This is a genomic window from Streptomyces parvus, assembly GCF_032121415.1.
GTDB lineage: Bacteria > Actinomycetota > Actinomycetes > Streptomycetales > Streptomycetaceae > Streptomyces > Streptomyces globisporus_A.
In genome coordinates this window covers 868,077-893,928 of record NZ_CP135079.1, presented here as the reverse complement: position 1 = coordinate 893,928, position 25,852 = coordinate 868,077, and the positions used below count along the sequence as shown (strand labels likewise).

Here is a 25,852-nt window from a genome sequence, read left to right as displayed (position 1 = left end):
GTCCGGCGGAGGTTCGATCCGTACGACAGGAGCGGCCCCCGGAGCGCTACCCGTGCTCCGGGGGCCGTTTCTCGTCCTCGCTGGTGAACACCTGGATCAGCCACGACGAGAACGACCCCGTCACCGCCCCGAGCAGCGCGAGACCGCCGGTCATCAGTCCCGCCGCGACCACCCGCCCCCAGAACGTGACCGGGGTGGCGTCCCCGTAACCGACCGTCGTCAGCGTCGCGCACGCCCACCACACCGCGTCGCCGAAGCTGCGGATGGAGGCGCCGGGGGCCGGGTGTTCGAAGTGGTAGACCGCGAGCGCCGCGGCGAAGCCGAGGAGGACGGCGGTCAGGCCGGCGTAGGACATCACCCGCGCGTACAGGCTCAGCCGCGGCCGGTCGCGGCGGCGCTGCACCGCCTGGTAGACCCGCACCATGCGCAGCGGGCGCAGCAGCGGCAGCAGCAGGACCAGGGTGTCGAGCCAGTGCGCGCGGACGAAGCGCGCGCCCAGGCCGCTGAGGTGCAGCCGGGTCGCGTAGTCGGCGAGGAAGAGCAGCCAGGTCGACCAGACGAGGATCAGGGCGACGCCGTTCCAGGGCTCCGCCTCGTGCGGGGTCAGCACCCGGACCGCGTACCCCGCCAGGAAGAGCAGCCCCGCGGCGAAGAGCGGCACCTCCGTGCGCTGCTCCCAGCGGGTCAGCCGGGCGGGTGGATCGGGGGCGGTTCGGTCGCTCATCGCCTCAGCATCGTGGGCGGCCGAGCGGTGCGGCCCCGGCGACACGCTCCGCCGGGGTGACGCAATATGCTGATCGGCATGACGAGTGAGCCGGAGCAGCAGATCGGCGTGGGGACGCCCGACGCATTCCAGCGCCTGTGGACGCCCCATCGGATGGCGTACATCCAGGGCGAGAACAAGCCGAGCGGCCCGGGTGCCGAGGACGGCTGTCCGTTCTGTTCGATCCCGGCCAAATCCGACGAGGACGGGCTCGTCGTGGCCCGCGGCGAGCACGTCTACGCGGTGCTGAACCTGTATCCGTACAACGGCGGCCACCTCATGGTCGTGCCGTTCCGGCATGTCGCCGACTACACCGAGCTGGACGGGCCGGAGACCGCGGAGCTGGCGGACTTCACCAAGCGGGCGATGGTCGCGCTGCGCGCCGCCTCGGGGGCGCACGGCTTCAACATCGGCACGAACCAGGGCTCCGTCGCCGGCGCCGGGATCGCCGCCCACCTGCACCAGCACCTGGTGCCGCGCTGGGGCGGGGACACCAACTTCATGCCGGTCATCGGCCACACCAAGGTGCTGCCCCAGCTGCTGGGCGACACCCGGGCGATGCTGGCCGACGCCTGGCCGACGGGCGAACTGCCGGCCCGCTGAGCGAGCGCGGCACAGGCGAGGGGGAGGCCCGCCCGGGCCTCCCCCTCGCCTGTGCCGCCGTAGTCACGCGTCGTAGACGTCGGCCTTGCGCGGGGCCGGGTCCTGGACGAGGCCGCTCAGTATGATCGAGCGGTTGTCGAAGCGTTCCGTGTCGACGCCGTTCTCCGCGAGGACCCGCATCGCCGCCGAGTGGACCGCCCGCAGCACCGGGGTGGCGGCACGCATCGCGTCGTCCGCCATGAAGCGGTGGTTCCACGGCTTGGCCGCCCACGCGTGCCGCAGCCCGAACGGCTCGGGCAGCACGATCTTCCCGCCCAGGTAGTCCAGCAGCGGCGGATACCAGGTGAGGGGGGCGCGCAGGGCGAGCCGGACGACCTCCTTGGCGTCCACCAGCGCCAGTTGGACGTCCCGGGTCTCCCAGAAGCGGACGGTCTTGTTGACCGTCTTCGTCTTCGCCGCCGGCTTGCTGAGGAACAGACCGTGTACCGGGCCGAGCGCGTGGCCGGTGACCTCGATGCGCAGCGTCTCGTGGAGCACGGTGACGCTGATCATCATCGTGATCACCAGCTGGCCGTCCCAGAGGGTGAACTGGACGCCCAGGTAGTGCCGGTCGCCGCTGCCGAACTGCTGGTGGTTGCAGATCCGCTGTATCTCGTGGGGCTTCACCTGGAAGGTCGCGACGTCCTCGCCCTCGGGGCGGGTGACGGAGTCGGCGTTCTCCCCGATGGGCGAGACGATCCAGTGCTTCACGGACGGCTTCGGGAAGCCGCCGGTGTTCAGCGGGCCGCGCTCCAGCATCTTCAGCTGGTCGTGGATGATCCGGATCAGGTCCCAGCTGCGGAACTGGTGGATCTCCTTCGTCGGGTCCTTGGGGACCAGCTCCTCGGCCAGCTGCCAGCTGCCCCAGCGGGTGCCCATCCCGAGGACGCCCTTGGGGCCGGCGTAGAAGACGGAGTTCGACTGCTGCTCGGCCGACAGCTTCTCCAGACCCTGGCGCAGGGCCTCGCGCGCGGTCTCGTTGGGGTTCTTCGGCACCGCCTCGGGGATCTTCGCGATCACCCCGGTGCCGGAGAGAAGCCCTTCCCACCGGGCCCGCAGGTCCTTGGCCGAGGTCTCCGCGATCCGCTTGGCGAGCACCCAGCCGATCACCGGCGCGATGACCGCGCCCCGGAAGTAGAGGGCCCAGAAGCCGTTCAGCGGCAGCTTCACCACCAGGATCAGCGCACCGACCCCGAAGGCGGCCAGCAGCACCGTGCCGACGGCCTTGAACGCCGTGTCCTTGGACTTGTTGAGCGCGTCCCGGATCCGGAAGGCGATCACCCAGGCCAGCATGCCGGGCAGGAACAGCACGCCGAACACCACGGTCACCAGGGTGAGACGGGTGTCGCGGGCCTTGCGCAGGTTGTTCGCCGACAGGCAGTGCTCCACCACGGTCTGCGGGTCCGTCCCGAAGGACTGGATGAGCGCCTTGCGGGCGCCGCCGAGCATGCGCTCCTGGACGGCACGGGCGAACGCCTCACCGAGATTCGGCTTGAAGTAGTCGGACTTGAAGAGTTTGGAGGAGCCCGGCTTCACTACCGATTTGTGCCACTCGCTGTTGGCGTCGAGGATCGTCTCCACCGGACTGTCCCGATACGCCGCCGAGGCCAGGGCGTTGGTCGCCACGGTCTGACCGCCCGAACCCTGGATCGGGATCTGGGCCCCGGGTGAGAAGTCGAATCCGTCGTTGGCCACCTTGTCGCCCCCACTCGCCGCACGTCTGCTCCTGCGGTGTGCCCAACTACCGTACGCGGCATACCTTCTGAGCTGCGACCACAGCGTATCGTCCGGATCACACCACCACCGGTCACGGGCGTGAACGGGACGGCGTGTGCGACAGTGCGCCGGTCACGCGCCGGGGGACCCGTCGGCCGGCTCCGCGCGGACCCGGTCGGCGACCTGGGGCGGCATCGCCTCGTGCCGGGCGTACGCGCGGTCGAAGCGGCCGGTGCCGTGCGACAGGGAGCGCAGGTCCACCGCGTAGCGGCCGACCTCGATCTCCGGCACTTCCGCCCGTACGAGGGTGCGCCCGCCGGCGCTCTGCTCCGTGCCGACGACCCGGCCCCGCCGCCCCGACAGGTCGCTCATCACCGGGCCCACGTAGTCGTCGGGGACCAGGACGCTCATCTCGCACACCGGTTCCAGGAGCCGGGTGCCGGATTCGGCCGCGGCCTCGCGCAGCGCCAGCGCCCCGGCGGTCTGGAACGCGGCGTCCGAGGAGTCCACCGAATGCGCCTTCCCGTCCAGCAGCGTGACCCGTACGTCGACCAGCGGGTGCCCGGGGGCCAGCCCCTTGGCGGCCTGGGCCCGGATGCCCTTCTCCACCGAGGGGATGAACTGACGCGGCACCGCACCGCCGACGACCTTGTCGACGAACTCGATGCCGGAGCCCGCAGGCAGCGGTTCCACCTCGATCGCGCAGATCGCGAACTGGCCGTGCCCGCCGGACTGTTTGACGTGCCGTCCGCGCCCGGCGGCCCGCCCGGCGAACGTCTCGCGCAGCGGCACCCGGTGCGGCTCCGCGTCGACCTGGACGCCGTACCGGCTGCGCAGCCGCTCCAGGGCCACTTCCTGGTGGGCCTCGCCCAGGCACCACAGGACGACCTGGCCGGTGTCCGGGTTCTGTTCGAGGCGCAGCGTGGGGTCCTCGGCGACCAGCCGGGCCAGGCCTTGCGAGAGCTTGTCCTCGTCGGCCTTGCCGTGTGCCCGTACGGCCAGCGGAAGCAGCGGGTCCGGCGTCGACCAGGGCTCGATCAGGACCGGGTCGCCGGCCGGGGAGAGCGTGTCGCCGGTCTCCGCCCCGCCGAGCCGGGCCACGCACGCCAGGTCGCCCGCGATGCACCGGTCCAGCGCGTTCTGCCGGCGGCCGAACGGAGAGGTGAGCGCCCCGACGCGGACCTCCGCCTCGTGGCACGGGCGCGGTGCGTGCCCCGTGGCGTCCAGGCCGTGGCCGCACAGGTGCACGGAGTCGTCGGGGCGCAGGGTGCCGGAGAAGACGCGGACCAGCGAGACGCGGCCCACGTACGGATCGGAGGACGTCTTGACGACCTCGGCGACCAGCGGGCCGTCGGGGTCGCAGACCGGTGCGGGCCGCGGCTCGCCCGAGGGGGTGGTGACGGCGGGCGGGGTGCGCTCCAGCGGGGACGGGAAACCGCGGGTGATCAGCTCCAGCAGTTCGACGGTGCCGATGCCTTGGCGGGCGCCCTCGGCCGCCGGGGCCGCCGTGAGGACGGGGTGGAAGGAGCCCCGGGCGACGGCCCGTTCCAGATCGGCGATCAGGGTCGCGGCGTCGATGTCCTCGCCGCCGAGGTAGCGGTCCATCAGGGACTCGTCCTCGCTCTCGGCGATGATCCCCTCGATCAGCCGGTCCCGGGCCGCCCGCAGCGGTTCCTCCTGCTCGGGCGCGGGCGGCAGCTCGGTGCGTTCACCCGAGGAGTGGTCGAGGATCCGCCGGCTCAGCAGCCCGGTGAGGCCGGTCAGCGGGGCGTGCCCGTCGGCTCCCTCGGGGCCCAGCACGGGCAGGTACAGCGGCAGTACGGCGTCGGGGTCCTCGCCCCCGAAGTTCTCGGCGCAGATCCGGGTCATGTCGTCGAAGGAGGTGCGGGCGGTGTCCAGGTGCGTGACGACGATCGCGCGCGGCATGCCGACGAGGGCGCACTCCTCCCAGGCGGCCCGGGTGGTCGCCGCCACGGCCTGGGCCTCCTGGGCCGCGGAGACGACGAAGAGGGCCGCGTCCGCCGCGCGCAGACCGGCCCGCAGCTCCCCGACGAAGTCCGCGTAGCCCGGGGTGTCCAGCAGATTGATCCTGCACCCGTCCCAGGCCACCGGGACCAGCGAGAGCTGTACGGAACGCCGTCGGCGCTGCTCGATCTCGTCGTAGTCGGAGACGGTCGCCCCGTCCTCGACCCGGCCGGCCCGGTTCACGGCCCCCGCCGTCAGGGCCAGGGCCTCGACCAGCGTGGTCTTGCCCGATCCGCTGGGGCCGACCAGCACCACGTTCCGTACGGCGGAGGGGTGGCCGGCCGCCGGTGCTCCTCCGGCGGCTCCGGGGTGTGCGTGTGCCTTGTCGCCCATGGTGCGTGCCTCCCGGTCGGTGGCGCGGTGCGGGGGAGGGCGACCGCGCGCGGAGCAGCGGTGGTCACGGGGGTGGAGAGGCCGCCGCGGCGGTCTCGGCGACGCCCGCGGTCCTTCGAGCTTGGCACCGCGGCGGGGCCTCGTCCATATCTCGCGCACGGGCGGCCTCGTCCGCGGATCGCGCCCCGGGCACCGCGGGGCCCGGTGCGGGTGACACCCGGCGGCGGGTGCCCGTCCGGTGGAAGGGACCGGCCGTGACTACGATGGGCCAGCCGGTGGCCGAAGGGGCCGTCCGGCGAACCGAACCCTCGGGAAGGCCATGCTGAACAAGTACGCGCGTGCATTCTTCACGCGTGTCCTCACACCGTTCGCCGCTCTGCTGCTCCGCCTCGGGGTCAGCCCCGACGCGGTCACTCTCATCGGTACGGCCGGAGTGATGGCAGGTGCGCTGGTCTTTTTCCCGATGGGGGAGTTCTTCTGGGGCACGATCGTCATCACGATCTTCGTCTTCTCCGACCTCGTCGACGGCAACATGGCGCGGCAGGCCGGGATCTCCAGCCGGTGGGGCGCGTTCCTCGACTCGACGCTGGACCGGGTCGCGGACGGGGCGATCTTCGCCGGGTTCGCCCTCTGGTACGCGGGCAGCGGTGACGACAACATCCTCTGCGCCGTCGCGATCTTCTGCCTGGCCAGCGGCCAGGTGGTCTCGTACACGAAGGCGCGCGGCGAGTCGATCGGGCTGCCGGTCGCGGTCAACGGCCTCGTGGAGCGCGCCGAGCGCCTGGTGATCTCCCTGGTCGCCGCCGGTCTCGCCGGACTGCACAAGTTCGGCGTCCCCGGCATCGACGTCCTGCTCCCGATCGCCCTGTGGATCGTCGCCGTCGGCAGCCTCGTGACGCTGATCCAGCGGGTGGTGACCGTACGCCGCGAATCGGCGGAGGCGGACGCCGCCGAGGCAGCCCCCGCGGGCTCCGCCGGGCAGGGCAGCGAGGCCGACCGGTGAGCGCGCTCAAGGGCCGGCTCACCGACGGGCTGTACGGGCTGGGCTGGGGCGCGGTCAAGAAGCTGCCCGAGCCCGCCGCCGCCCGTCTCTTCCGCACTATCGCCGACCAGGTCTGGAAGCGGCGCGGCAAGAGCGTGCTGCGCCTGGAGTCCAATCTGGCGCGGGTCGTCCCCGACGCCGGACCGGAGCGGCTGGCCGAGCTGTCGCGGGCCGGGATGCGCTCCTACATGCGCTACTGGATGGAGTCGTTCCGGTTGCCGACCTGGAGCCCGGAGCGGATCAGGGCGAGCATCGACGTCCAGGACGTCCACCATGTGACCGAGGGCCTGGACGCCGGGAAAGGCGTGATCGTCGCCCTGCCCCACCTGGGCAACTGGGACCTCGCGGGCGCCTGGGTCACCACCGACCTCAAGGTCCCCTTCACCACCGTCGCCGAACGGCTGGAGCCCGCCACCCTCTACGACCGGTTCGTCGCCTACCGCGAGGGCCTCGGCATGGAGGTCCTGCCGCACAGCGGCGGGGCCGCTTTCGGGACCCTGGCCCGGCGGCTGCGCGCGGGCGGCCTGGTCTGCCTGGTCGCGGACCGGGACCTGTCCGCGTCCGGGGTCGAGGTGTCGTTCTTCGGCGCCACCGCCCGGATGCCCGCGGGCCCGGCGCTGCTCGCCCAGCAGACGGGCGCACGGCTGCTGCCGGTCACCCTCTGGTACGACGGCACGCCGGTGATGGGCGCCCGCGTCCACCCGGCGGTCGAGGTGCCCGCGGAGGGCACCCGTACCGAGAAGGCCTCCGCGATGACGCAGGCGCTGGCCGACGCCTTCGCCGGCGGGATCGCCGAGCACCCGGAGGACTGGCACATGCTCCAGCGGCTCTGGCTGGACGACCTGGATCCCCGGGGGGGACCGAAGTGAAGATCGGCATCGTCTGCCCGTACTCCTGGGACGTACCGGGCGGCGTGCAGTTCCACATCCGGGACCTCGCCGAACATCTGATCCGGCTCGGCCACGAGGTCTCCGTGCTGGCCCCCGCCGACGACGAGACGCCGCTGCCTCCGTACGTGGTCTCGGCGGGCCGCGCCGTCCCGGTCCCGTACAACGGCTCCGTCGCCCGGCTGAACTTCGGCTTCCTGTCGGCGGCCCGGGTGCGGCGCTGGCTGCACGAGGGCACGTTCGACGTGATCCACATCCACGAGCCGACCTCCCCGTCGCTGGGGCTGCTGGCCTGCTGGGCGGCGCAGGGGCCGATCGTGGCCACCTTCCACACCTCCAACCCGCGTTCCCGGGCGATGATCGCGGCGTATCCGATCCTCCAGCCCGCGCTGGAGAAGATCAGCGCCCGGATCGCGGTCAGCGAGTACGCCCGGCGCACCCTCGTGGAGCACCTCGGCGGGGACGCCGTCGTCATCCCCAACGGTGTCGACGTCGGCTTCTTCGCCAAGGCCGAGCCGAAGGCCGAGTGGCAGGGCCAGACGCTCGGCTTCATCGGCCGCATCGACGAGCCCCGCAAGGGCCTGCCCGTCCTGATGAAGGCGCTGCCCGCGATCCTCGCCGCCCGCCCCGAGGCGCGGCTGCTGGTCGCCGGGCGCGGGGACGAGGAGGAGGCGGTGGCCACGCTGCCCGAGAAGCTGCGCGAGCGCGTCGAGTTCCTCGGCATGGTCAGCGACGAGGACAAGGCGCGGCTGCTGCGCAGCGTCGATGTGTACGTGGCCCCGAACACCGGCGGCGAGAGCTTCGGCATCATCCTGGTCGAGGCGTTGTCGGCCGGCGCACCGGTCCTCGCGAGCGATCTGGACGCCTTCGCGCAGGTGCTGGACCAGGGGGCGGCGGGCGACCTGTTCGCCAACGAGGACGCCGAGGCACTGGCCGGGTCCGCGATCCGGCTGCTGGGCGACCCGGAGCGCCGGAAGGGGCTGCGCGAGCGCGGCGAGGCCCACGTACGGCGCTTCGACTGGGCGACGGTGGGGGCCGACATCCTCGCGGTGTACGAGACGGTGACCGACGGGGCCGCGTCCGTCGCGGCGGACGAACGCCTCGGGCTGCGGGCCCGTTTCGGGCTCGCGCGGGACTGAGAGCGAGGGCCCCCGCCGAGCGTGGGGCTCCCGGCGGTTGAGGTCCGGGCCCCGCGCGACGGTAGCGTGTGGGCCCGTGACCGTAACCCTCATCGTCTGGATCGTCGTCGCGCTCATCGCGATCGGCGTGTACCTCAGCTGGACCGCCGGCCGGCTCGACCGCCTGCACTCCCGGATCGACGCCGCCCGCGCCGCCCTCGACGCCCAACTGCTGCGCCGCGCCTCGGTCACCCAGGAGCTGGCCACCTCCGGCGTCCTGGACCCGGCCGCCTCGATCGTCCTGTACGAGGCCGCGCACGCCGCCCGGCAGGCCGAGGAGGACCACCGCGAGGTCGCCGAGAGCGAGCTGAGCACCGCGCTGCGGGCCGTCTTCGGCGAACCTGCCCAGGTCGACGCGGTGAAGGAGATCCCCGGCGGCGAGGAGGCGGCCACCGAACTGGCCGCCGCCGTACGCCGCGTGCCCATGGCCCGCCGCTTCCACAACGACGCCGTGCGCGCCGCCCGCGCCCTGCGCCGGCACCGTACCGTCCGGCTCCTCCGGCTGGCCGGGCACGCCCCCTTCCCGCTCGCCTTCGAGATGGACGACGCCCCGCCGGTGGCCCTCGCGGACCGCCCGGGCACCTGAGAGGACGTCGGGTGACCTCGGCCCGGGCGGCCCGAGGCCACCCGGCAGCCTCCGAGCCGGAGCACGATCCCAGGCCAAAACGATCCACGGCCTGTTCATTGGCCCTTGCTGTGGCCTGCTTCCACAGCGTTTGCTCGGCGATGCAGTATCCAGCGTCTTTCACCGAGTGAGGTCCCGTGTCCACGCTTCCCAGCACCCCGCAGTCCGCCGAGTCCGCCGCCACCGGCACCGCCCGCGTCAAGCGCGGCATGGCCGAGCAGCTCAAGGGCGGCGTGATCATGGACGTCGTCGACGCCGAGCAGGCGAAGATCGCCGAGGACGCGGGCGCCGTGGCCGTCATGGCCCTGGAGCGGGTCCCCGCCGACATCCGCAAGGACGGCGGCGTGGCCCGGATGTCCGACCCCAACATGATCGAGGAGATCATCGGGGCCGTCTCCATCCCGGTCATGGCCAAGTCCCGCATCGGCCACTTCGTCGAGGCCCAGGTCCTCCAGTCCCTCGGTGTCGACTACATCGACGAGTCCGAGGTCCTGACCCCGGCCGACGAGGTCAACCACAGCGACAAGTTCGCCTTCACCACCCCCTTCGTCTGCGGCGCCACCAACCTGGGCGAGGCCCTGCGCCGCATCGCCGAGGGCGCGGCCATGATCCGCTCGAAGGGCGAGGCCGGCACCGGCAACGTCGTCGAGGCCGTCCGCCACCTGCGCCAGATCAAGAACGAGATCGCGCGTCTGCGCGGCTTCGACAACAACGAGCTGTACGCCGCCGCCAAGGACCTGCGTGCCCCCTACGAGCTGGTCAAGGAGGTGGCGGAGCTCGGCAAGCTGCCCGTCGTGCTGTTCTCCGCCGGTGGCGTCGCCACCCCCGCCGACGCCGCCTTGATGCGCCAGCTCGGGGCTGAGGGCGTCTTCGTCGGCTCCGGCATCTTCAAGTCCGGCGACCCGGCCAAGCGCGCCGCCGCCATCGTGAAGGCCACCACCTTCTACGACGACCCGAAGGTCATCGCGGACGCCTCCCGCAATCTGGGCGAGGCCATGGTCGGCATCAACTGCGACACCCTGCCCGAGTCCGAGCGCTACGCCAACCGCGGCTGGTAACCACTGATGAGTGACACCCCTGTGATCGGTGTCCTGGCGCTCCAGGGCGACGTACGGGAGCACCTGATCGCCCTGGCCTCGGCTGATGCCCTGGCCAGGCCGGTCCGGCGCCCCGAGGAGCTGGCGGAGGTCGACGGTCTGGTCGTCCCGGGCGGCGAGTCGACCACCATGTCCAAGCTGGCGGTCCTCTTCGGCATGATGGAGCCGCTGCGCGAGCGGGTCCGGTCCGGGATGCCCGTCTACGGCACCTGCGCCGGCATGATCATGCTGGCCGAGAAGATCCTCGACCCGCGCTCGGGCCAGGAGACCGTCGGCGGCATCGACATGATCGTGCGGCGCAACGCGTTCGGCCGGCAGAACGAGTCGTTCGAGGCCGCGGTCGAGGTCGCCGGGGTCGACGGCGGCCCCGTGGAGGGCGTCTTCATCCGCGCCCCCTGGGTGGAGTCCGTCGGGGCCGAGGCGCAGGTCATCGCCGAGCACGGCGGTCACATCGTGGCCGTACGCCAGCGAAATGCCCTCGCCACGTCGTTCCATCCCGAACTGACCGGCGACCATCGCGTGCACGCTCTGTTCGTGGACATGGTGCGCGCAGTGAAGTGAGCGGACCCCGGTAGGATCTCTCGGGTTCGACTCGATTCTGGTGACGCGAAGGAGAAGGCAGATGTCCGGCCACTCTAAATGGGCTACGACGAAGCACAAGAAGGCCGTGATTGACGCCAAGCGCGGCAAGCTCTTCGCGAAGCTGATCAAGAACATCGAGGTCGCGGCCCGCTCCGGCGGTGTCGACCCCGACGGCAACCCGACGCTCGTCGATGCCATCCAGAAGGCGAAGAAGAGTTCCGTTCCGAACAAGAACATCGATTCCGCCGTCAAGCGCGGCGGCGGTCTCGAAGCGGGCGGTACCGACTACGAGACGATCATGTACGAGGGTTACGGCCCCAACGGTGTCGCGGTGCTCATCGAGTGCCTCACCGACAACCGCAACCGTGCCGCGTCCGACGTACGTGTCGCGATGACCCGGAACGGCGGCTCGATGGCCGACCCCGGCTCCGTCTCGTACCTGTTCAACCGCAAGGGCGTCGTGATCGTGCCCAAGGGCGAGCTGACCGAGGACGACGTCCTCGGCGCGGTCCTCGACGCGGGCGCCGAGGAGGTCAACGACCTCGGCGAGACCTTCGAGGTGGTCAGCGAGGCCACCGACATGGTCGCGGTGCGCACCGCCCTCCAGGAGGCGGGCATCGACTACGACTCCGCCGAGGCCAACTTCCTGCCCACCATGCAGGTCGAGCTGGACGAAGAGGGCGCCCGCAAGATCTTCAAGCTCATCGACGCGCTGGAGGACAGCGACGACGTGCAGAACGTCTTCGCCAACTTCGACGTGTCCGACGAGGTCATGGAGAAGGTCGACGCCTGAGGCGCGGGCTGGTACAGCACGGTACGACGGGCCGACGGGGACACCCCGTCGGCCCGTCGTCATGTGGTTGCGAGGCATTGTCGGTGCGAGCCGATAGCCTGCGGGAACAGATGAACGAGTGGGCGTCGCGAGCAGCGAGGACAGGGGGGCTCCATGCGGGTTCTGGGCGTTGACCCGGGACTGACCCGGTGCGGTGTCGGCGTGGTCGAGGGGGTCGCGGGCCGCCCGCTGACCATGCTCGGCGTCGGCGTCGTGCGCACCCCGGCCGACGCGGAGCTGGGTGATCGGCTCGTCGCCGTGGAGCGGGGCATCGAAGCCTGGCTCGACGAGTACTCCCCGGGTTGTGTGGCGGTGGAGCGGGTCTTCGCCCAGCACAACGTCCGTACGGTGATGGGCACCGCCCAGGCCAGCGCGATCGCCATGCTCTGCGCCGCCCGCCGGGGCATCCCGGTCGCCCTGCACACGCCCAGCGAGGTCAAGGCCGCCGTCACCGGATCGGGCCGCGCGGAGAAGGCCCAGGTCGGGGCCATGGTGACCCGGCTGCTCAGACTGGACGCGCCGCCCAAGCCCGCCGACGCCGCCGACGCCCTGGCCCTCGCCATCTGCCACATCTGGCGGGCTCCCGCGCAGAACCGGCTCCAGCAGGCGGTGGCGGCCCACCGCACGTCCGGCGCCCCCGGGGCCTTGGGCGCCGCCCGTGCGCCCGGTGTCTCGCGCACGCCGCGCACATCCGGTACACCCGGCTCGTCCGGCACCACTCCCGGCGTCACCGGTACCTCGGGCACCACTCCCGGCGCGACCGGCACCCCCCGTACCCCCGGCACGCCTCGCACGCTGAAAGGCCGCACCGCATGATCGCCTTCGTCTCCGGCCCGGTGGCCGCCCTCGCCCCGACCACGGCCGTCATCGAGGTCGGCGGCATCGGCATGGCCGTCCAGTGCACCCCGCACACCCTCGCCGACCTGCGCGTCGGCAAGGAGGCCCGGCTCGCCACCTCCCTCGTCGTCCGGGAGGACTCCCTCACCCTGTACGGCTTCCGGGACGACGACGAGCGACAGGTGTTCGAGCTGCTCCAGACCGCCAGTGGAGTCGGGCCCCGGCTCGCCCAGGCGATGCTCGCCACCCACAGCCCCGACGCCCTGCGTCTCGCGGTCTCCACCGGCGACGAGAAGGCGCTGACCGCCGTCTCCGGCATCGGGAAGAAGGGCGCCCAGAAGCTGCTGCTGGAGCTCAAGGACCGGCTCGGCGAACCGGTCGGCGCGCACATCGGCCAGCAGGGCATCGGCACCCCCGTCACCTCGGGCTGGCGCGACCAGCTCCAGGCCGCCCTGATCGGCCTCGGCTACGCGAGCCGCGAGGCGGACGAGGCCGTCAACGCCGTCGCCCCGCAGGCCGAGGCGGCCGTCGCCGAGGGCACCGCACCCCCCGTGCCCCAGTTGCTGCGGGCCGCCCTGCAGACTCTCAACCGCGCACGCTGACCGGCACCGAACCACCGAAGAGGCCCTTGATGAACTGGGACGAGACCGGACCCGAGACCGACGAGCCGACCGGCCCGGTCTTCGACGACCGGCTGGTCGACGCGGACGCGGACGGAGAGGACACCGCGGTCGAGGCGGCGCTGCGCCCCAAGGACCTGGAGGAGTTCGTCGGCCAGGAGAAGGTCCGCGAACAGCTCGACCTGGTCCTCAAGGCGGCCCGCGCCCGCGGTGCCACCGCCGACCACGTGCTGCTCTCCGGCGCCCCCGGCCTCGGCAAGACCACCCTTTCGATGATCATCGCGGCCGAGATGAACGCCCCGATCCGCATCACCTCGGGCCCCGCCATCCAGCACGCCGGCGACCTCGCGGCGATCCTCTCCTCCCTCCAGGAGGGCGAGGTCCTCTTCCTCGACGAGATCCACCGCATGTCCCGGCCCGCCGAGGAGATGCTCTACATGGCGATGGAGGACTTCCGGGTCGACGTCATCGTCGGCAAGGGCCCCGGCGCCACCGCGATCCCGCTGGAGCTGCCCCCCTTCACCCTGGTCGGGGCCACCACCCGGGCCGGACTGCTGCCGCCCCCGCTGCGCGACCGCTTCGGCTTCACCGGGCACATGGAGTTCTACGCCCCGGCCGAGCTGGAACGCGTCGTCCACCGTTCCGCCCGCCTCCTGGACGTGGGCATCGATGTGGAGGGCGCCGCCGAGATCGCCGGACGCTCCCGGGGCACCCCCCGTATCGCCAACCGGCTGCTCCGCCGCGTCCGCGACTACGCCCAGGTCAAGGCGGAGGGAGCGATCGACCGGGAGATCGCCGCGGCGGCCCTCAAGGTGTACGAGGTTGACGCCCGCGGACTCGATCGGCTGGACCGCGCCGTCCTCGGCGCCCTGCTGAAGCTGTTCGGCGGCGGCCCCGTGGGCCTGTCCACCCTGGCGGTCGCCGTGGGGGAGGAGCGCGAGACCGTCGAGGAGGTCGCCGAGCCCTTCCTCGTAAGGGAAGGACTGCTGGCCAGGACCCCGCGCGGCCGGGTCGCCACGCCCGCGGCCTGGGCGCATCTGGGACTGGTCCCGCCGCACCACGGAGCAAAGGGACAACAGGGCCTGTTCGGGGCGTGATGCGTCACAGGTTCGCGCGGACAGGAACCTGGGTGCCATGCTGGGCGTTGTTCCATCGATGCGGACTCGCTTAGACTCCGCCGATGCCGCCCTAACCGGTCGGTGTACCCACCCCCGTATATACAGGCCGCATTCCAGCGCGGTCGTGCGAAGGAATTCCCGTCCCGTGGATCTCTTGACTCTTCTCCCCTTCATCGTGCTCATCGGGGCCATGTTCCTGATGACCCGCTCCGCCAAGAAGAAGCAGGCGGCGGCCGCCCAGATGCGCAACGACATGCAGCCCGGCACCGGCGTCCGGACGATCGGGGGCATGTACGCGACCGTCAAGGAAGTCCACGACGACACGGTGCTCCTCGAGGTCGCCCCCGGCGTGCACGCCGTCTACGCGAAGAACGCCATCGGCGCCGTCCTGGACGACGCGGAGTACAACCGCATCGTGCACGGCGACGACCCGGAGCTGGACACGGACGGCACCGTCGTTCCCGACGACGCCTCCTCGCTGACCGGTGAGGGGGACGCCGAGGTCGCCAAGATCGACCTGGGCAAGGACGGCGCGGCCGACGACGCCGAGGCCGAGGACGCCACGGCCAAGGACGTCAAGGACGCCAAGGGCGAGGGCAAGACCGACGGCGACGCCGACTCCAAGTAGTTCTCACGATCCCGGGGACGTCGCGCGCCCACCGGCGCGGGGCGTCCCCGGGACCGTGCGGTCGTCTGCGGGGGCAGGGTCCCCACTACACTTCGTGGCCGCTCGGGCGCGTACCCGGCGCGGGCGGTTGGACAGGGAGAAACGAGAAGGTGGCAGCACCCAAGAAGGGCCGAGGGCCGGCCGGCGGTCAGGGCAGGCCGGGGCGTGCCCTGGCTCTGATCCTCATCGCCATGGTCGCGCTCGCCGGCGGGATGTTCCTGTCCGGGCACACCACACCCCGGCTGGGCATCGACCTGGCCGGCGGCACGTCGATCACGCTGGAAGCGCAGAACCAGCCCGGCAAGCCGAACGCGATCAACCAGACCAACATGGACACCGCGGTCGGGATCATCGAGCGGCGGGTCAACGGTCTGGGCGTCTCCGAGGCCGAGGTCCAGACCCAGGGCAACAAGAACATCATCGTCAACATCCCCAAGGGGACGAACTCCAAGCAGGCCCAGGAGCAGGTCGGTACCACCGCCCAGCTCTACTTCCGGCCTGTGCTGACGGTGCAGGCGAGCGGTCCCGAGACGCCCAAGCCCTCCGGCTCCCCCTCGGCCTCCGGCACCCCGAAGCCCGGCGAGTCCGCCCAGGGCGGGGACAAGGCGACGGACGAGGACAAGCCCCAGGGTGAGGAGGCCACCGGTTCGGAGGCCACCCCCTCGGCGAGCGCCACCACCCAGGGCCGCGCGGTCACCGGCGCCCTGAAGAAGGACGACCCGACCCCCGGCGCCTCCGACAAGCCGAAGGCGTCGGAGTCCCCCGAGGCGTCGCCCTCCGCGGACCCGGCCACGGCCAAGCTCCAGGAGGAGTTCACCAAGCTCGACTGCACCGACCCCAAGCAGCGGTCCGACGCGGGCAAGAACGCCAAGCCCACCGACTCGATCGTCGCCTGCGGCTCGAACGTCCCGGGCAGCTACGAGAAGTACATCCTCGGCCCCGCCGAGGTCTCCGGCAGCGACGTCGACGACGCCAAGGGCGCCATCGACCAGCAGTCCGGCGAGTGGATCGTGTCGATGGAGTTCACCTCCGCCGGCGCCAAGAAGTTCCAGACGATCACCGGCCGGCTCTCGCAGCAGCAACCGCCCATGAACCAGTTCGCGATCGTCCTCGACGGCGAGGTCGTCTCCGCCCCGTCGGTGCGCACGGCCCTCAGCAAGAACGCCCAGATCTCCGGCAGCTTCGACCAGCAGTCGGCCGAGGACCTCGGCAACATCCTCTCCTACGGCGCCCTGCCGCTGACCTTCAAGGAGGTCAGCGTCACCACGGTGACCGCCGCGCTCGGCAGCGAGCAGCTCCAGGCGGGCCTGATCGCCGGTGCGATCGGCCTGGCGCTGGTCATCATCTACCTGGTCGTCTACTACCGGGGTCTCGCGTTCATCGCGCTGCTGAGCCTTCTGGTCTCCGGCATCCTGACGTACACGATCATGTCCTTGCTGGGCCCGGCCATCGGGTTCGCGCTGAACCTCCCGGCGGTCTGTGGCGCCATCGTCGCCATCGGCATCACAGCGGACTCCTTCATCGTCTACTTCGAACGCGTCAGAGACGAGATCCGCGAAGGACGCACGCTGCGACCGGCCATCGAGCGCGCCTGGCCGCGTGCCCGGCGCACCATCCTGGTCTCCGACTTCGTGTCGTTCCTGGCCGCCGCGGTGCTCTTCATCGTCACCGTCGGCAAGGTGCAGGGCTTCGCCTTCACGCTCGGCCTCACCACCCTGCTCGACGTCGTCGTGGTGTTCCTCTTCACCAAGCCCCTGATGACGCTCATGGGCCGGACGAAGTTCTTCTCCAGGGGCGGCCCGTGGTCCGGGCTGGACCCGAAGCGGCTCGGCGCCCAGCCGCCGCTGCGCCGTTCGCGCCGTGTCAACGCCCCCACCGAACCGAAGGAGGCGTGAGATGTCGCGACTCGGCAATCTCGGCGCCCGGCTCTACCGCGGCGAGGTCGGCTACGACTTCATCCGCAACCGCAAGATCTGGTACGGCGTCTCGATACTGATCACCATCACGGCCATCATCGGCGTGGCGGTCGGCGGCCTCCGCATGGGCATCGAGTTCAAGGGCGGCGCGGTCTTCACGACCGACACCAAGGCCCAGATCTCCACCGCCCAGGCCACGGACGTGGCGACCGAGGCCTCCGGCCACATGGCGATCGTCCAGGAGCTGGGCAACGGCGGTCTGCGCATCCAGATCACCGAGGTCGACACCGCCAAGGCGAACGAGATCAAGGAGACCCTCTCCGACGAGCTCGGCATCCCCGCCAACGACATCAACGCGGACCTGGTCGGCCCCAGCTGGGGTGAGCAGATCGCCAACAAGGCGTGGACCGGCCTCGGAGTCTTCATGATCCTGGTGGTGATCTATCTGGCCATCGCCTTCGAGTGGCGGATGGCCGTCGCCGCCCTCGTCGCGCTGATCCACGACATCACCATCACGGTCGGCGTCTACGCCCTGGTCGGCTTCGAGGTCACCCCGGGCACGGTGATCGGTCTGCTGACCATTCTCGGTTACTCCCTGTACGACACGGTGGTCGTCTTCGACAGCCTGAAGGAGGGCCAGAAGGACATCACCAAGCAGACCCGCTACACGTACAGCGAGATCGCCAACCGGTCGATCAACAGCACTCTGGTCCGCTCCATCAACACCACCGTGGTGGCGCTCCTGCCGGTCGCCGGCCTGCTGTTCATCGGCGGCGGCGTCCTCGGCGCGGGCATGCTGAACGACATCTCGCTGTCGCTGTTCGTCGGTCTCGCCGCCGGTGCCTACTCCTCGATCTTCATCGCCACGCCGCTCGTCGCCGACCTCAAGGAACGCGACCCGCAGATGAAGGCGCTGAAGAAGCGGGTCCTGGCCAAGCGGGCCGCCGCGGCCGCCAAGGGCGAGTCCCCCGACGACGGCCCCGAGGGCCCGCGCGACGGCGCGGAGACCGCGGGCACGGCGATCGGCCGCCCCCGGTCGCACCGCACCCCCGGGAAGCGCTGAGCGATGACGAGCACCACCGAATCCCTCAGGGAGCTGCTGCTCAGCCGGATCCGCGATGTCGCGGACTACCCGAAGCCGGGCGTGGTGTTCAAGGACATCACCCCGCTGCTCGCGGACCCGGTCGCCTTCACGGCGCTCACCGACGCCCTCGCGGAGCTGTGCGTGCGGCACGGCGCCACGAAGATCGTCGGCCTGGAGGCGCGCGGGTTCATCCTGGCCGCGCCCGTCGCGGTCCGGGCGGGCATCGGCTTCGTCCCGGTCCGCAAGGCCGGAAAGCTCCCCGGAGCCACGCTGAGCCAGACCTACGAGCTGGAGTACGGCAGCGCGGAGATCGAGATCCACGCCGAGGACCTCGACGCCGACGACCGGGTCATGGTCATCGACGACGTCCTCGCCACCGGCGGCACCGCCGAGGCCTCGCTGGACCTCATTCGGCGGGCCGGCGCCCAGGTCGCGGGCGTCGCGGTCCTCATGGAGCTCGGTTTCCTCGCGGGCCGCGCCCGCCTGGAGCCGGGCCTCGCCGGCACCCCGCTGGAGGCCCTGATCACGGTCTGAACACCGGACCGCGGTCCGGTGACGGACATCGAGCGCAGCGGAGCGGGCACCCGGGAACACCGGGTGCCCGCTCCGCGTTGTTCCTTCTCCCACCGTCCCCGGGCGAGGTCCCGCCGGGGGATCGATACCATGGGCTCTCCGGGTACCCCGGATCCGCACGAGGAGCGCTCTTGCCAGACGAGGCCCAGCCAGCCGCCGCCCCGCAGCCCGACAAGCCCGTGGCGGCCCCCGCCACGCCGGAGAAGGCTGCGCCCTCGAACGCGCCGGAGCCCGCGCCCGCCGAGCCGGCCGCCGATCCCGCGCGCCCCCGGGCCGCGAAGCCCGCCACTCCTCCCGAGAAGCCCGCGGCCCCCGAGGCCCCGCCGAAACCTGCAGGGACGACGGGCCCCGCGCAGCCCCCGGCCAGGAAACCGGCGTCCGCCGCGCCCAAGCCCCCGCCCCCCGGGCCCCCGGCGAAGGCCGGATCCACCAGTGGCTCCGCCTCCCGCTCCGGCGGCTCCTCCAACCGGGTGCGGGCCCGCCTCGCCCGGCTGGGCGTACAGCGCTCCAGCCCGTACAACCCGGTCCTGGAACCGCTGCTGCGTACGGTCCGGGGCAACGACCCCAAGATCGAGACGGCCACGCTCCGGCAGATCGAGAAGGCCTACCAGGTCGCCGAGCGCTGGCACCGGGGCCAGAAGCGCAAGAGCGGCGACCCCTACATCACCCACCCGCTGGCCGTCACCACGATCCTCGCCGAGCTGGGCATGGACCCGGCGACGCTGATGGCGGGCCTGCTGCACGACACGGTCGAGGACACCGAGTACGGCCTGGACACCCTCAAGCGCGACTTCGGCGACCAGGTCGCCCTGCTCGTCGACGGCGTCACCAAGCTGGACAAGGTCAAGTTCGGCGAGGCCGCCCAGGCCGAGACCGTACGCAAGATGGTCGTCGCGATGGCCAAGGACCCCCGGGTCCTCGTCATCAAGCTCGCCGACCGCCTGCACAACATGCGCACCATGCGCTACCTCAAGCGGGAGAAGCAGGAGAAGAAGGCCCGCGAGACGCTGGAGATCTACGCCCCGCTGGCGCACCGGCTGGGCATGAACACCATCAAGTGGGAGCTGGAGGACCTCGCCTTCGCGATCCTCTACCCCAAGATGTACGACGAGATCGTCCGCCTCGTCGCCGAGCGGGCCCCCAAGCGCGACGAATACCTCGCCATAGTGACCGACGAGGTCCAGTCCGACCTGCGCGCCGCCCGCATCAAGGCCACCGTCACCGGCCGCCCCAAGCACTACTACAGCGTCTACCAGAAGATGATCGTGCGAGGCCGCGACTTCGCCGAGATCTACGACCTGGTGGGCATCCGCGTCCTGGTCGACACGGTCCGCGACTGCTACGCGGCGCTCGGCACCGTTCACGCCCGGTGGAACCCGGTGCCCGGGCGGTTCAAGGACTACATCGCGATGCCCAAGTTCAACATGTACCAGTCGCTGCACACCACGGTGATCGGTCCCAGCGGCAAGCCCGTCGAGCTTCAGATCCGTACGTTCGACATGCACCGCCGCGCCGAGTACGGCATCGCTGCCCACTGGAAGTACAAGCAGGAGGCCGTGGCCGGCGCCTCCAAGGTCCGTACCGACGTCCCCAAGAACACCGGGCGCGGCCAGGACACGGTGAACGACATGGCGTGGCTGCGCCAGCTCCTGGACTGGCAGAAGGAGACCGAGGACCCCGGGGAGTTCCTGGAGTCCCTGCGCTTCGACCTCTCGCGCAACGAGGTCTTCGTCTTCACGCCGAAGGGCGACGTCATAGCGCTGCCCGCCGGCGCGACCCCCGTCGACTTCGCGTACGCCGTCCACACCGAGGTCGGCCACCGGACCATAGGAGCACGCGTCAACGGGCGGCTCGTGCCGCTCGAATCGACGCTCGACAACGGCGACCTGGTCGAGGTCTTCACCTCCAAGGCGGCCGGCGCCGGACCCTCCCGGGACTGGCTCGGCTTCGTCAAGTCGCCGCGCGCCCGCAACAAGATCCGCGCCTGGTTCTCCAAGGAGCGCCGCGACGAGGCCATCGAGCAGGGCAAGGACGCCATCGCGCGCGCCATGCGCAAGCAGAACCTGCCGATCCAGCGCATTCTGACCGGCGACTCCCTGGTCACCCTCGCCCACGAGATGCGCTACCCCGACATCTCCTCGCTGTACGCGGCGATCGGCGAGGGCCATGTCGCGGCGGCGGGCGTCGTCCAGAAGTTGGTGCAGGCCCTCGGTGGCCATGACGAGGCCAACGAGGACATCGCAGAGTCCACCCCGCCCTCGCACGGCGGCCGCAGCAAACGCCGCGCCAACGCGGACCCCGGCGTCGTCGTCAAGGGCGTCGAGGACGTCTGGGTCAAGCTGGCCCGCTGCTGTACGCCCGTCCCCGGCGACCCGATCATCGGCTTCGTCACCCGGGGCAGCGGCGTCTCCGTGCACCGGGCGGACTGCGTCAACGTGGAGTCGCTGTCGCAGCAGCCCGAGCGCATCCTCGACGTCGAGTGGGCGCCCACCCAGTCCTCCGTCTTCCTGGTCGCCATCCAGGTCGAGGCCCTGGACCGCTCCCGGCTGCTCTCCGACGTCACCCGGATCCTCTCGGACCAGCACGTCAACATCCTGTCGGCGGCCGTCCAGACGTCCCGTGACCGGGTGGCCACCTCGCGCTTCACCTTCGAGATGGGCGATCCCAAGCACCTGGGCCACGTCCTGAAGGCCGTACGCGGCGTGGAGGGTGTCTACGACGTCTACCGGGTCACGTCCGCCCGCAGGCCGTAGGCGCTGCCACAACGAGGAAGGCCCCGGTACGCATCGCGTACCGGGGCCTTGTCTGTCCGGCTTCTCAGCCGCCGAACTCCTCCAGGCCCTTCAGCGCCTGGTCCAGCAGCGCCTGGCGGCCCTCCAACTCCTTGGCCAGCTTGTCCGCACGGGCGTTGTTGCCCTGGGCACGCGCGGTGTCGATCTGACCGCGCAGCTTGTCCACGGCGGCCTGGAGCTGACCGGTCAGACCCGCGGCGCGGGCCCGCGCCTCCGGGTTCGTCCGGCGCCACTCGGACTCCTCGGACTCCAGGAGCGCCCGCTCCACCGCCTGCATCCGGCCCTCGACCTTCGGGCGGGCGTCACGCGGTACGTGGCCGATGGCCTCCCAGCGTTCGTTGATGGACCGGAACGCGGCGCGGGCCGCCTTCAGGTCCTTCACCGGCACCAGCTTCTCGGCCTCGGCGGCGAGCTCCTCCTTGAGCTTGAGGTTCTCGCCCTGCTCGGCGTCCCGCTCCGCGAAGACCTCGCTGCGGGCGGCGAAGAAGACGTCCTGGGCGCCGCGGAAACGGTTCCACAGGTCGTCCTCGGCCTCGCGCTGGGCGCGGCCCGCCGCCTTCCACTCGGTCATCAGGTCGCGGTAGCGCGCCGCCGTGCCGACCCAGTCCGTGGACCCGGACAGCGACTCGGCCTCGGTGACCAGCTTCTCCTTGGCCTTGCGGGCCTCCTCGCGCTGGGCGTCCAGCGCGGCGAAGTGGGCCTTGCGCCGCTTGGAGAACGCCGAGCGGGCGTGCGAGAAGCGGTGCCACAGCTCGTCGTCCGACTTGCGGTCGAGGCGGGGGAGACCCTTCCAGGTGTCCACCAGCGCCCGCAGCCGCTCGCCGGCCGACCGCCACTGCTCGCTCCGCGCCAGCTCCTCGGCCTCGGCGACCAGCGCCTCCTTGGCCTGCTTGGCCTCGTCGGTCTGCTTGGCCTTGAGGGCCTTGCGCTCCTCGCGCCGCGCCTCGACCGTCGCGACGAGCGCGTCCAGCCGCTTGCGCAGTGCTTCGAGGTCGCCCACCGCGTGGTGCTCGTCGACCTGCTGCCGCAGATGGTCGATGGCCGTCGTCGCGTCCTTGGCCGACAGATCGGTGGTCTTCACCCGCCGTTCGAGGAGGCCGATCTCGACCACAATGCCGTCGTACTTGCGCTCGAAATAGGCCAGGGCCTCCTCGGGGGAACCGGCCTGCCACGATCCGACGACCTGCTCGCCCTCGGCTGTACGCACGTACACGGTGCCCGTCTCGTCGACGCGGCCCCACGGGTCGCTGCTCACAGCGCCTCCTCCACCTGATGCCTGCGAGGGGGTTCGCCCCCCGGGCATCGTCCACAGTTTCCTGGGGCGGGCACCGCCCGCCCTGCACAACGCCAATCTAGGCGACCGGCCGCCCGGCTGTCCGCACTCAGCGAGGCTGAAATTATCCGCTCGGGCGGGGAGGGGCCTTCGCCCGGGCGAAGGCCCCTCCCCGCCGGTCGCCGTCCCGCGGGCTCAGCCCTTCTCGACCGAGGCCTTCTCCACCGTCACGGCCTTCTTCGGGGCGCCGTCGCCCGCACCGCCCTCTACCCCTGCTTCGCCGACCTTCTGGACGGCCTTCAGCGAGGCGTCGTCCATCGTGCCGAACGGGGTGTAGGTGGGCGGGAGCTTCGTCTCCTTGTAGACCAGGAAGAACTGGCTGCCGCCGGAGTTCGGCTGGCCGGTATTGGCCATCGCCACCGTGCCCGGCGGGTAGACGACCGTGCCGTCGGCACCCGCCTTGCCGAGCGCGTCCACATTCTCGTCCGGGATGTTGTAGCCCGGGCCGCCCGTGCCGTCGCCCTTGGGGTCGCCGCACTGGAGCACGAAGATGCCCTGGGTGGTCAGCCGGTGGCACTTGGTGTCGTCGAAGTAGCCCTTGTCGGCGAGCGCCTTGAAGGAGTTCACGGTCTGCGGGGTCTTCGCCGCGTCCATCGAGAACCCGATGTCACCCTGGCTCGTCGTGAGCGACATCGTGTACTTCGCCTTCTTGTCGATCTTCATCGCGGGGAGCGGGGCCTTGCTCTCGCTCTCCGAAGGCTCCGGAGCGGGGCTCTGGCTCGCCGCCGCCTCGCTCTTCTTGTCCTTGTCGTCGTCCTTGCCCGCCACGACGAACGCGCTCACGCCCACGACGGCGACCACGGCCACCGAGGCCGCGACGATCGCGGTGATGCGCCTCGTCCTGCGGCGGGCTTCCTCCCGGCGCTTCTGCTGGCGCTCGAACTTCTCCCGGGCGAGCTGCCGCCGCCGCTGTTCGCTGCTGGACACCGGTTGGGCTCCTTGTTACGTCGTGGATCGTCGGATGGGGGCCTGAGCTGCCCGTACCGTATATGGGTTACCTGTGTCATGTGGAGCGCCGGTAGGCTCTGATCCGCCGCATCCTTGTACTGCGGGCCGCATCCTCCGCCGAACATTAAGGACGATCGTGCTTATTGCCGGGTTCCCCGCCGGGGCCTGGGGGACCAATTGCTATCTGGTCGCCCCCGCCGCCGGTGAGGAGTGCGTGATCATCGACCCGGGCCACCAGGCCGCCCAGGGCGTCGAGGAAGCGCTGAAGAAGCATCGGCTCAAGCCCGTCGCCGTCGTTCTCACCCACGGCCACATCGACCACGTCGCCTCGGTCGTGCCCGTCTGCGGCGCCCATGACGTCCCCGCCTGGATCCACCCGGAGGACCGCTACATGATGAGCGATCCGGAGAAGGCGCTCGGCCGCTCCATCGGAATGCCGCTCATGGGCGAGCTGACCGTGGGGGAGCCGGACGACGTCAAGGAGCTGACCGACGGGTCGAAGCTGACCCTGGCCGGTCTGGAGTTCGGTGTCTCGCACGCGCCCGGCCATACCAAGGGGTCGGTGACGTTCGGGATGCCCGAGGCCGCGGACGTTCCGCCGCTCCTCTTCTCGGGCGACCTGCTCTTCGCCGGCTCCGTCGGACGTACCGACCTGCCCGGCGGCGACCACGCCGAGCTGCTCGAGTCGCTGGCCCGTGTGTGCCTGCCGCTCGACGACTCGACCGTGGTGCTGTCCGGCCACGGCCCCCAGACGACCATCGGCCGCGAGCGCGCCTCCAATCCGTATCTGAACGGGCTGGACGCGGCGCCGCGTCGAGGACTGTAGACGAGAGACGTATACACGTGAGCACCTTTCAGGCCCCCAAGGGCACGTACGACCTGACCCCGCCCCGTTCCGCGACGTTCCTGGCGGTGCGCGAGGCCATCTCCGCGCCCCTGCGCGACTCCGGCTACGGCTACATCGAGACGCCCGGCTTCGAGAACGTCGAGCTGTTCGCACGCGGTGTCGGCGAGTCCACCGACATCGTCACCAAGGAGATGTACACCCTCACCACCAAGGGCGGCGACCAGCTGGCGCTGCGTCCCGAGGGCACCGCGTCCGTCCTGCGCGCGGCCCTGGAGGCCAACCTCCACAAGGCGGGCAACCTCCCCGTCAAGCTCTGGTACTCCGGCTCGTACTACCGCTACGAGCGCCCGCAGGCGGGCCGTTACCGCCACTTCTCGCAGGTCGGTGCCGAGGCCATCGGCACCGAGGACCCGGCCCTGGACGCCGAGCTGATCATCCTGGCCGACCAGGCGTACCGCTCGCTGGGCCTGCGCCAGTTCCGCATCCTGCTGAACTCGCTGGGCGACAAGGAGTGCCGCCCGGTCTACCGCGAGGCGCTCCAGACCTTCCTGCGCGACCTGGACCTCGACGAGGAGACCCGCCGCCGCATCGAGATCAACCCGCTGCGCGTCCTGGACGACAAGCGGGCCGACGTCCAGAAACAGCTGACCGACGCCCCGAAGCTCCGCGACTACCTGTGCGACGCGTGCAAGGCGTACCACGAAGAAGTCCGTGCCCTGCTCGCGGCGGCCGGAGTCGCGTTCGAGGACGACGAGAAGCTGGTGCGCGGCCTCGACTACTACACCCGTACGACCTTCGAGTTCGTCCACGACGGTCTCGGCTCGCAGTCCGCGGTGGGCGGCGGCGGCCGCTACGACGGCCTCTCCGAGATGATCGGCGGCCCCGAGCTGCCGTCGGTCGGCTGGGCGCTCGGCGTGGACCGCACGGTCCTCGCCCTGGAGGCCGAGGGAGTCGAGCTCGACCTCCCGGCCACCACCAGCGTCTACGCGGTCCCGCTCGGCGAGGAGGCCCGCCGGGTGCTCTTCGGCGTCGTCACCGAGCTGCGCCGCACGGGCATCGCCGCCGACTTCGCGTTCGGCGGCCGCGGCCTGAAGGGCGCGATGAAGAGCGCCAACCGCTCGGGCGCCCGCTACACCCTGGTCGCGGGCGAGCGCGATCTCGCCGAGGGCGTCGTCCAGCTCAAGGACATGGAGTCCGGCGAGCAGACCGCGGTACCGCTGGCGGAGGCCGCGGCGGAGCTGGCGAAGCGGCTCGGCTGACGAGACCCCACGGCGGCCCGGCCCGGCGGGCCGCCGAAGACGGCCGTCGGGACTCCAGGTCCCGGCGGCCGCGCTTTCCCGTCTGCCGTCAACTCTACGAGCGTGCGTTCACCCTTGACGGTGCACCCCACTGGGG

The 25,852-nt window shown here is 71.3% G+C and carries 23 protein-coding genes; 18 read left to right on the top strand and 5 right to left on the bottom strand.

Translation table 11 applies throughout. The features are described 5' to 3' along the window. Positions 1-46 precede the first annotated feature (46 nt). Entirely contained in the window at positions 47-724 is a 678-nt protein-coding gene (locus tag RNL97_RS05040) for a potassium channel family protein (protein WP_030589679.1), read from the bottom strand. Between the two features lie 66 nt (positions 725-790). Between RNL97_RS05040 and RNL97_RS05035 the strand changes: the two genes are divergently transcribed. After that, on the top strand, positions 791-1,366 hold the full coding sequence (locus tag RNL97_RS05035; protein WP_313750419.1) for an HIT family protein: 576 nt from the start codon (positions 791-793) through the stop codon (positions 1,364-1,366). 63 nt (positions 1,367-1,429) lie between these two features. Here RNL97_RS05035 and RNL97_RS05030 read toward each other — a convergent pair whose 3' ends face one another. Continuing rightward, complete coding sequence (locus RNL97_RS05030; protein ID WP_030589673.1) at positions 1,430-3,100, bottom strand: hypothetical protein; 1,671 nt, start codon at positions 3,098-3,100, stop codon at positions 1,430-1,432. Positions 3,101-3,253: 153 nt separating this feature from the next. After that, positions 3,254-5,479: an elongation factor G-like protein EF-G2 gene (locus RNL97_RS05025; RefSeq protein WP_030589670.1), complete on the bottom strand. Its 2,226-nt coding sequence runs from the start codon at positions 5,477-5,479 to the stop codon at positions 3,254-3,256. 319 nt (positions 5,480-5,798) lie between these two features. On the opposite strand from RNL97_RS05025, the gene pgsA reads away from it, so the two are divergent. The 15 genes from pgsA (at position 5,799) to RNL97_RS04950 (ending at position 21,290) form a co-directional block, all read left to right on the top strand. Further along, positions 5,799-6,482 carry a phosphatidylinositol phosphate synthase gene (gene pgsA / locus RNL97_RS05020; RefSeq protein ID WP_030589667.1) on the top strand — a complete coding sequence of 228 codons (684 nt, stop codon included), beginning with the start codon at positions 5,799-5,801 and terminating at the stop codon, positions 6,480-6,482. Continuing rightward, positions 6,479-7,390, top strand: coding sequence for a phosphatidylinositol mannoside acyltransferase (locus RNL97_RS05015; RefSeq protein WP_030589664.1), 912 nt, complete (start codon positions 6,479-6,481; stop codon positions 7,388-7,390). Before pgsA ends, RNL97_RS05015 begins: the two co-directional genes overlap by 4 nt. Beyond that, positions 7,387-8,547 (top strand): glycosyltransferase family 4 protein, encoded by a 1,161-nt coding sequence (locus RNL97_RS05010; RefSeq protein ID WP_030589661.1) that lies wholly within the window; start codon positions 7,387-7,389, stop codon positions 8,545-8,547. The genes RNL97_RS05015 and RNL97_RS05010 overlap by 4 nt, the downstream gene beginning before the upstream one ends. 76 nt (positions 8,548-8,623) lie before the next feature. After that, on the top strand, positions 8,624-9,172 hold the full coding sequence (locus tag RNL97_RS05005; protein WP_030589658.1) for a hypothetical protein: 549 nt from the start codon (positions 8,624-8,626) through the stop codon (positions 9,170-9,172). Between the two features lie 176 nt (positions 9,173-9,348). Further along, a complete protein-coding gene (gene pdxS, locus RNL97_RS05000; protein WP_030589655.1) occupies positions 9,349-10,269 on the top strand; it encodes a pyridoxal 5'-phosphate synthase lyase subunit PdxS in 921 nt (306 codons plus the stop codon). A 6-nt stretch (positions 10,270-10,275) separates the two neighbouring features. Then, positions 10,276-10,869 carry a pyridoxal 5'-phosphate synthase glutaminase subunit PdxT gene (gene pdxT / locus RNL97_RS04995; RefSeq protein ID WP_030589653.1) on the top strand — a complete coding sequence of 198 codons (594 nt, stop codon included), beginning with the start codon at positions 10,276-10,278 and terminating at the stop codon, positions 10,867-10,869. Positions 10,870-10,930: 61 nt separating this feature from the next. Next, complete coding sequence (locus tag RNL97_RS04990) at positions 10,931-11,683, top strand: YebC/PmpR family DNA-binding transcriptional regulator (protein ID WP_006123225.1); 753 nt, start codon at positions 10,931-10,933, stop codon at positions 11,681-11,683. A gap of 153 nt (positions 11,684-11,836) precedes the next feature. Further along, positions 11,837-12,538, top strand: coding sequence for a crossover junction endodeoxyribonuclease RuvC (ruvC, locus tag RNL97_RS04985; RefSeq protein ID WP_030589650.1), 702 nt, complete (start codon positions 11,837-11,839; stop codon positions 12,536-12,538). Continuing rightward, the gene (gene ruvA / locus RNL97_RS04980) at positions 12,535-13,161 is read left to right on the top strand and encodes a Holliday junction branch migration protein RuvA (RefSeq protein ID WP_007457926.1); all 627 of its coding nucleotides are present in this window, start codon (positions 12,535-12,537) and stop codon (positions 13,159-13,161) included. Before ruvC ends, ruvA begins: the two co-directional genes overlap by 4 nt. Positions 13,162-13,190: 29 nt before the next feature. Next, positions 13,191-14,276: a Holliday junction branch migration DNA helicase RuvB gene (ruvB, locus tag RNL97_RS04975; protein WP_030589647.1), complete on the top strand. Its 1,086-nt coding sequence runs from the start codon at positions 13,191-13,193 to the stop codon at positions 14,274-14,276. Between the two features lie 166 nt (positions 14,277-14,442). Next, on the top strand, positions 14,443-14,925 hold the full coding sequence (gene yajC, locus RNL97_RS04970) for a preprotein translocase subunit YajC (protein WP_030589645.1): 483 nt from the start codon (positions 14,443-14,445) through the stop codon (positions 14,923-14,925). A gap of 149 nt (positions 14,926-15,074) precedes the next feature. Further along, entirely contained in the window at positions 15,075-16,859 is a 1,785-nt protein-coding gene (gene secD / locus RNL97_RS04965; protein WP_030589642.1) for a protein translocase subunit SecD, read from the top strand. A gap of 1 nt (position 16,860) precedes the next feature. Then, complete coding sequence (secF, locus tag RNL97_RS04960; protein WP_243313476.1) at positions 16,861-17,943, top strand: protein translocase subunit SecF; 1,083 nt, start codon at positions 16,861-16,863, stop codon at positions 17,941-17,943. Positions 17,944-17,946: 3 nt separating this feature from the next. Next, on the top strand, positions 17,947-18,498 hold the full coding sequence (locus tag RNL97_RS04955) for an adenine phosphoribosyltransferase (protein WP_030589637.1): 552 nt from the start codon (positions 17,947-17,949) through the stop codon (positions 18,496-18,498). 170 nt (positions 18,499-18,668) lie between these two features. Then, positions 18,669-21,290 (top strand): RelA/SpoT family protein, encoded by a 2,622-nt coding sequence (locus RNL97_RS04950; RefSeq protein ID WP_313750418.1) that lies wholly within the window; start codon positions 18,669-18,671, stop codon positions 21,288-21,290. A gap of 64 nt (positions 21,291-21,354) precedes the next feature. Here RNL97_RS04950 and RNL97_RS04945 read toward each other — a convergent pair whose 3' ends face one another. Together RNL97_RS04945 and RNL97_RS04940 are read right to left on the bottom strand one after the other, a co-directional pair. Then, positions 21,355-22,584: a DUF349 domain-containing protein gene (locus RNL97_RS04945; protein ID WP_030589632.1), complete on the bottom strand. Its 1,230-nt coding sequence runs from the start codon at positions 22,582-22,584 to the stop codon at positions 21,355-21,357. Between the two features lie 213 nt (positions 22,585-22,797). Further along, positions 22,798-23,589 carry a peptidylprolyl isomerase gene (locus RNL97_RS04940; protein WP_030589629.1) on the bottom strand — a complete coding sequence of 264 codons (792 nt, stop codon included), beginning with the start codon at positions 23,587-23,589 and terminating at the stop codon, positions 22,798-22,800. A 157-nt stretch (positions 23,590-23,746) separates the two neighbouring features. Between RNL97_RS04940 and RNL97_RS04935 the strand changes: the two genes are divergently transcribed. Both RNL97_RS04935 and hisS read left to right on the top strand, forming a co-directional pair. Next, a complete protein-coding gene (locus tag RNL97_RS04935; protein WP_030589625.1) occupies positions 23,747-24,436 on the top strand; it encodes an MBL fold metallo-hydrolase in 690 nt (229 codons plus the stop codon). A 17-nt stretch (positions 24,437-24,453) separates the two neighbouring features. After that, positions 24,454-25,716: a histidine--tRNA ligase gene (gene hisS, locus RNL97_RS04930; RefSeq protein ID WP_030589622.1), complete on the top strand. Its 1,263-nt coding sequence runs from the start codon at positions 24,454-24,456 to the stop codon at positions 25,714-25,716. The last annotated feature ends 136 nt before the right edge of the window (positions 25,717-25,852 follow it).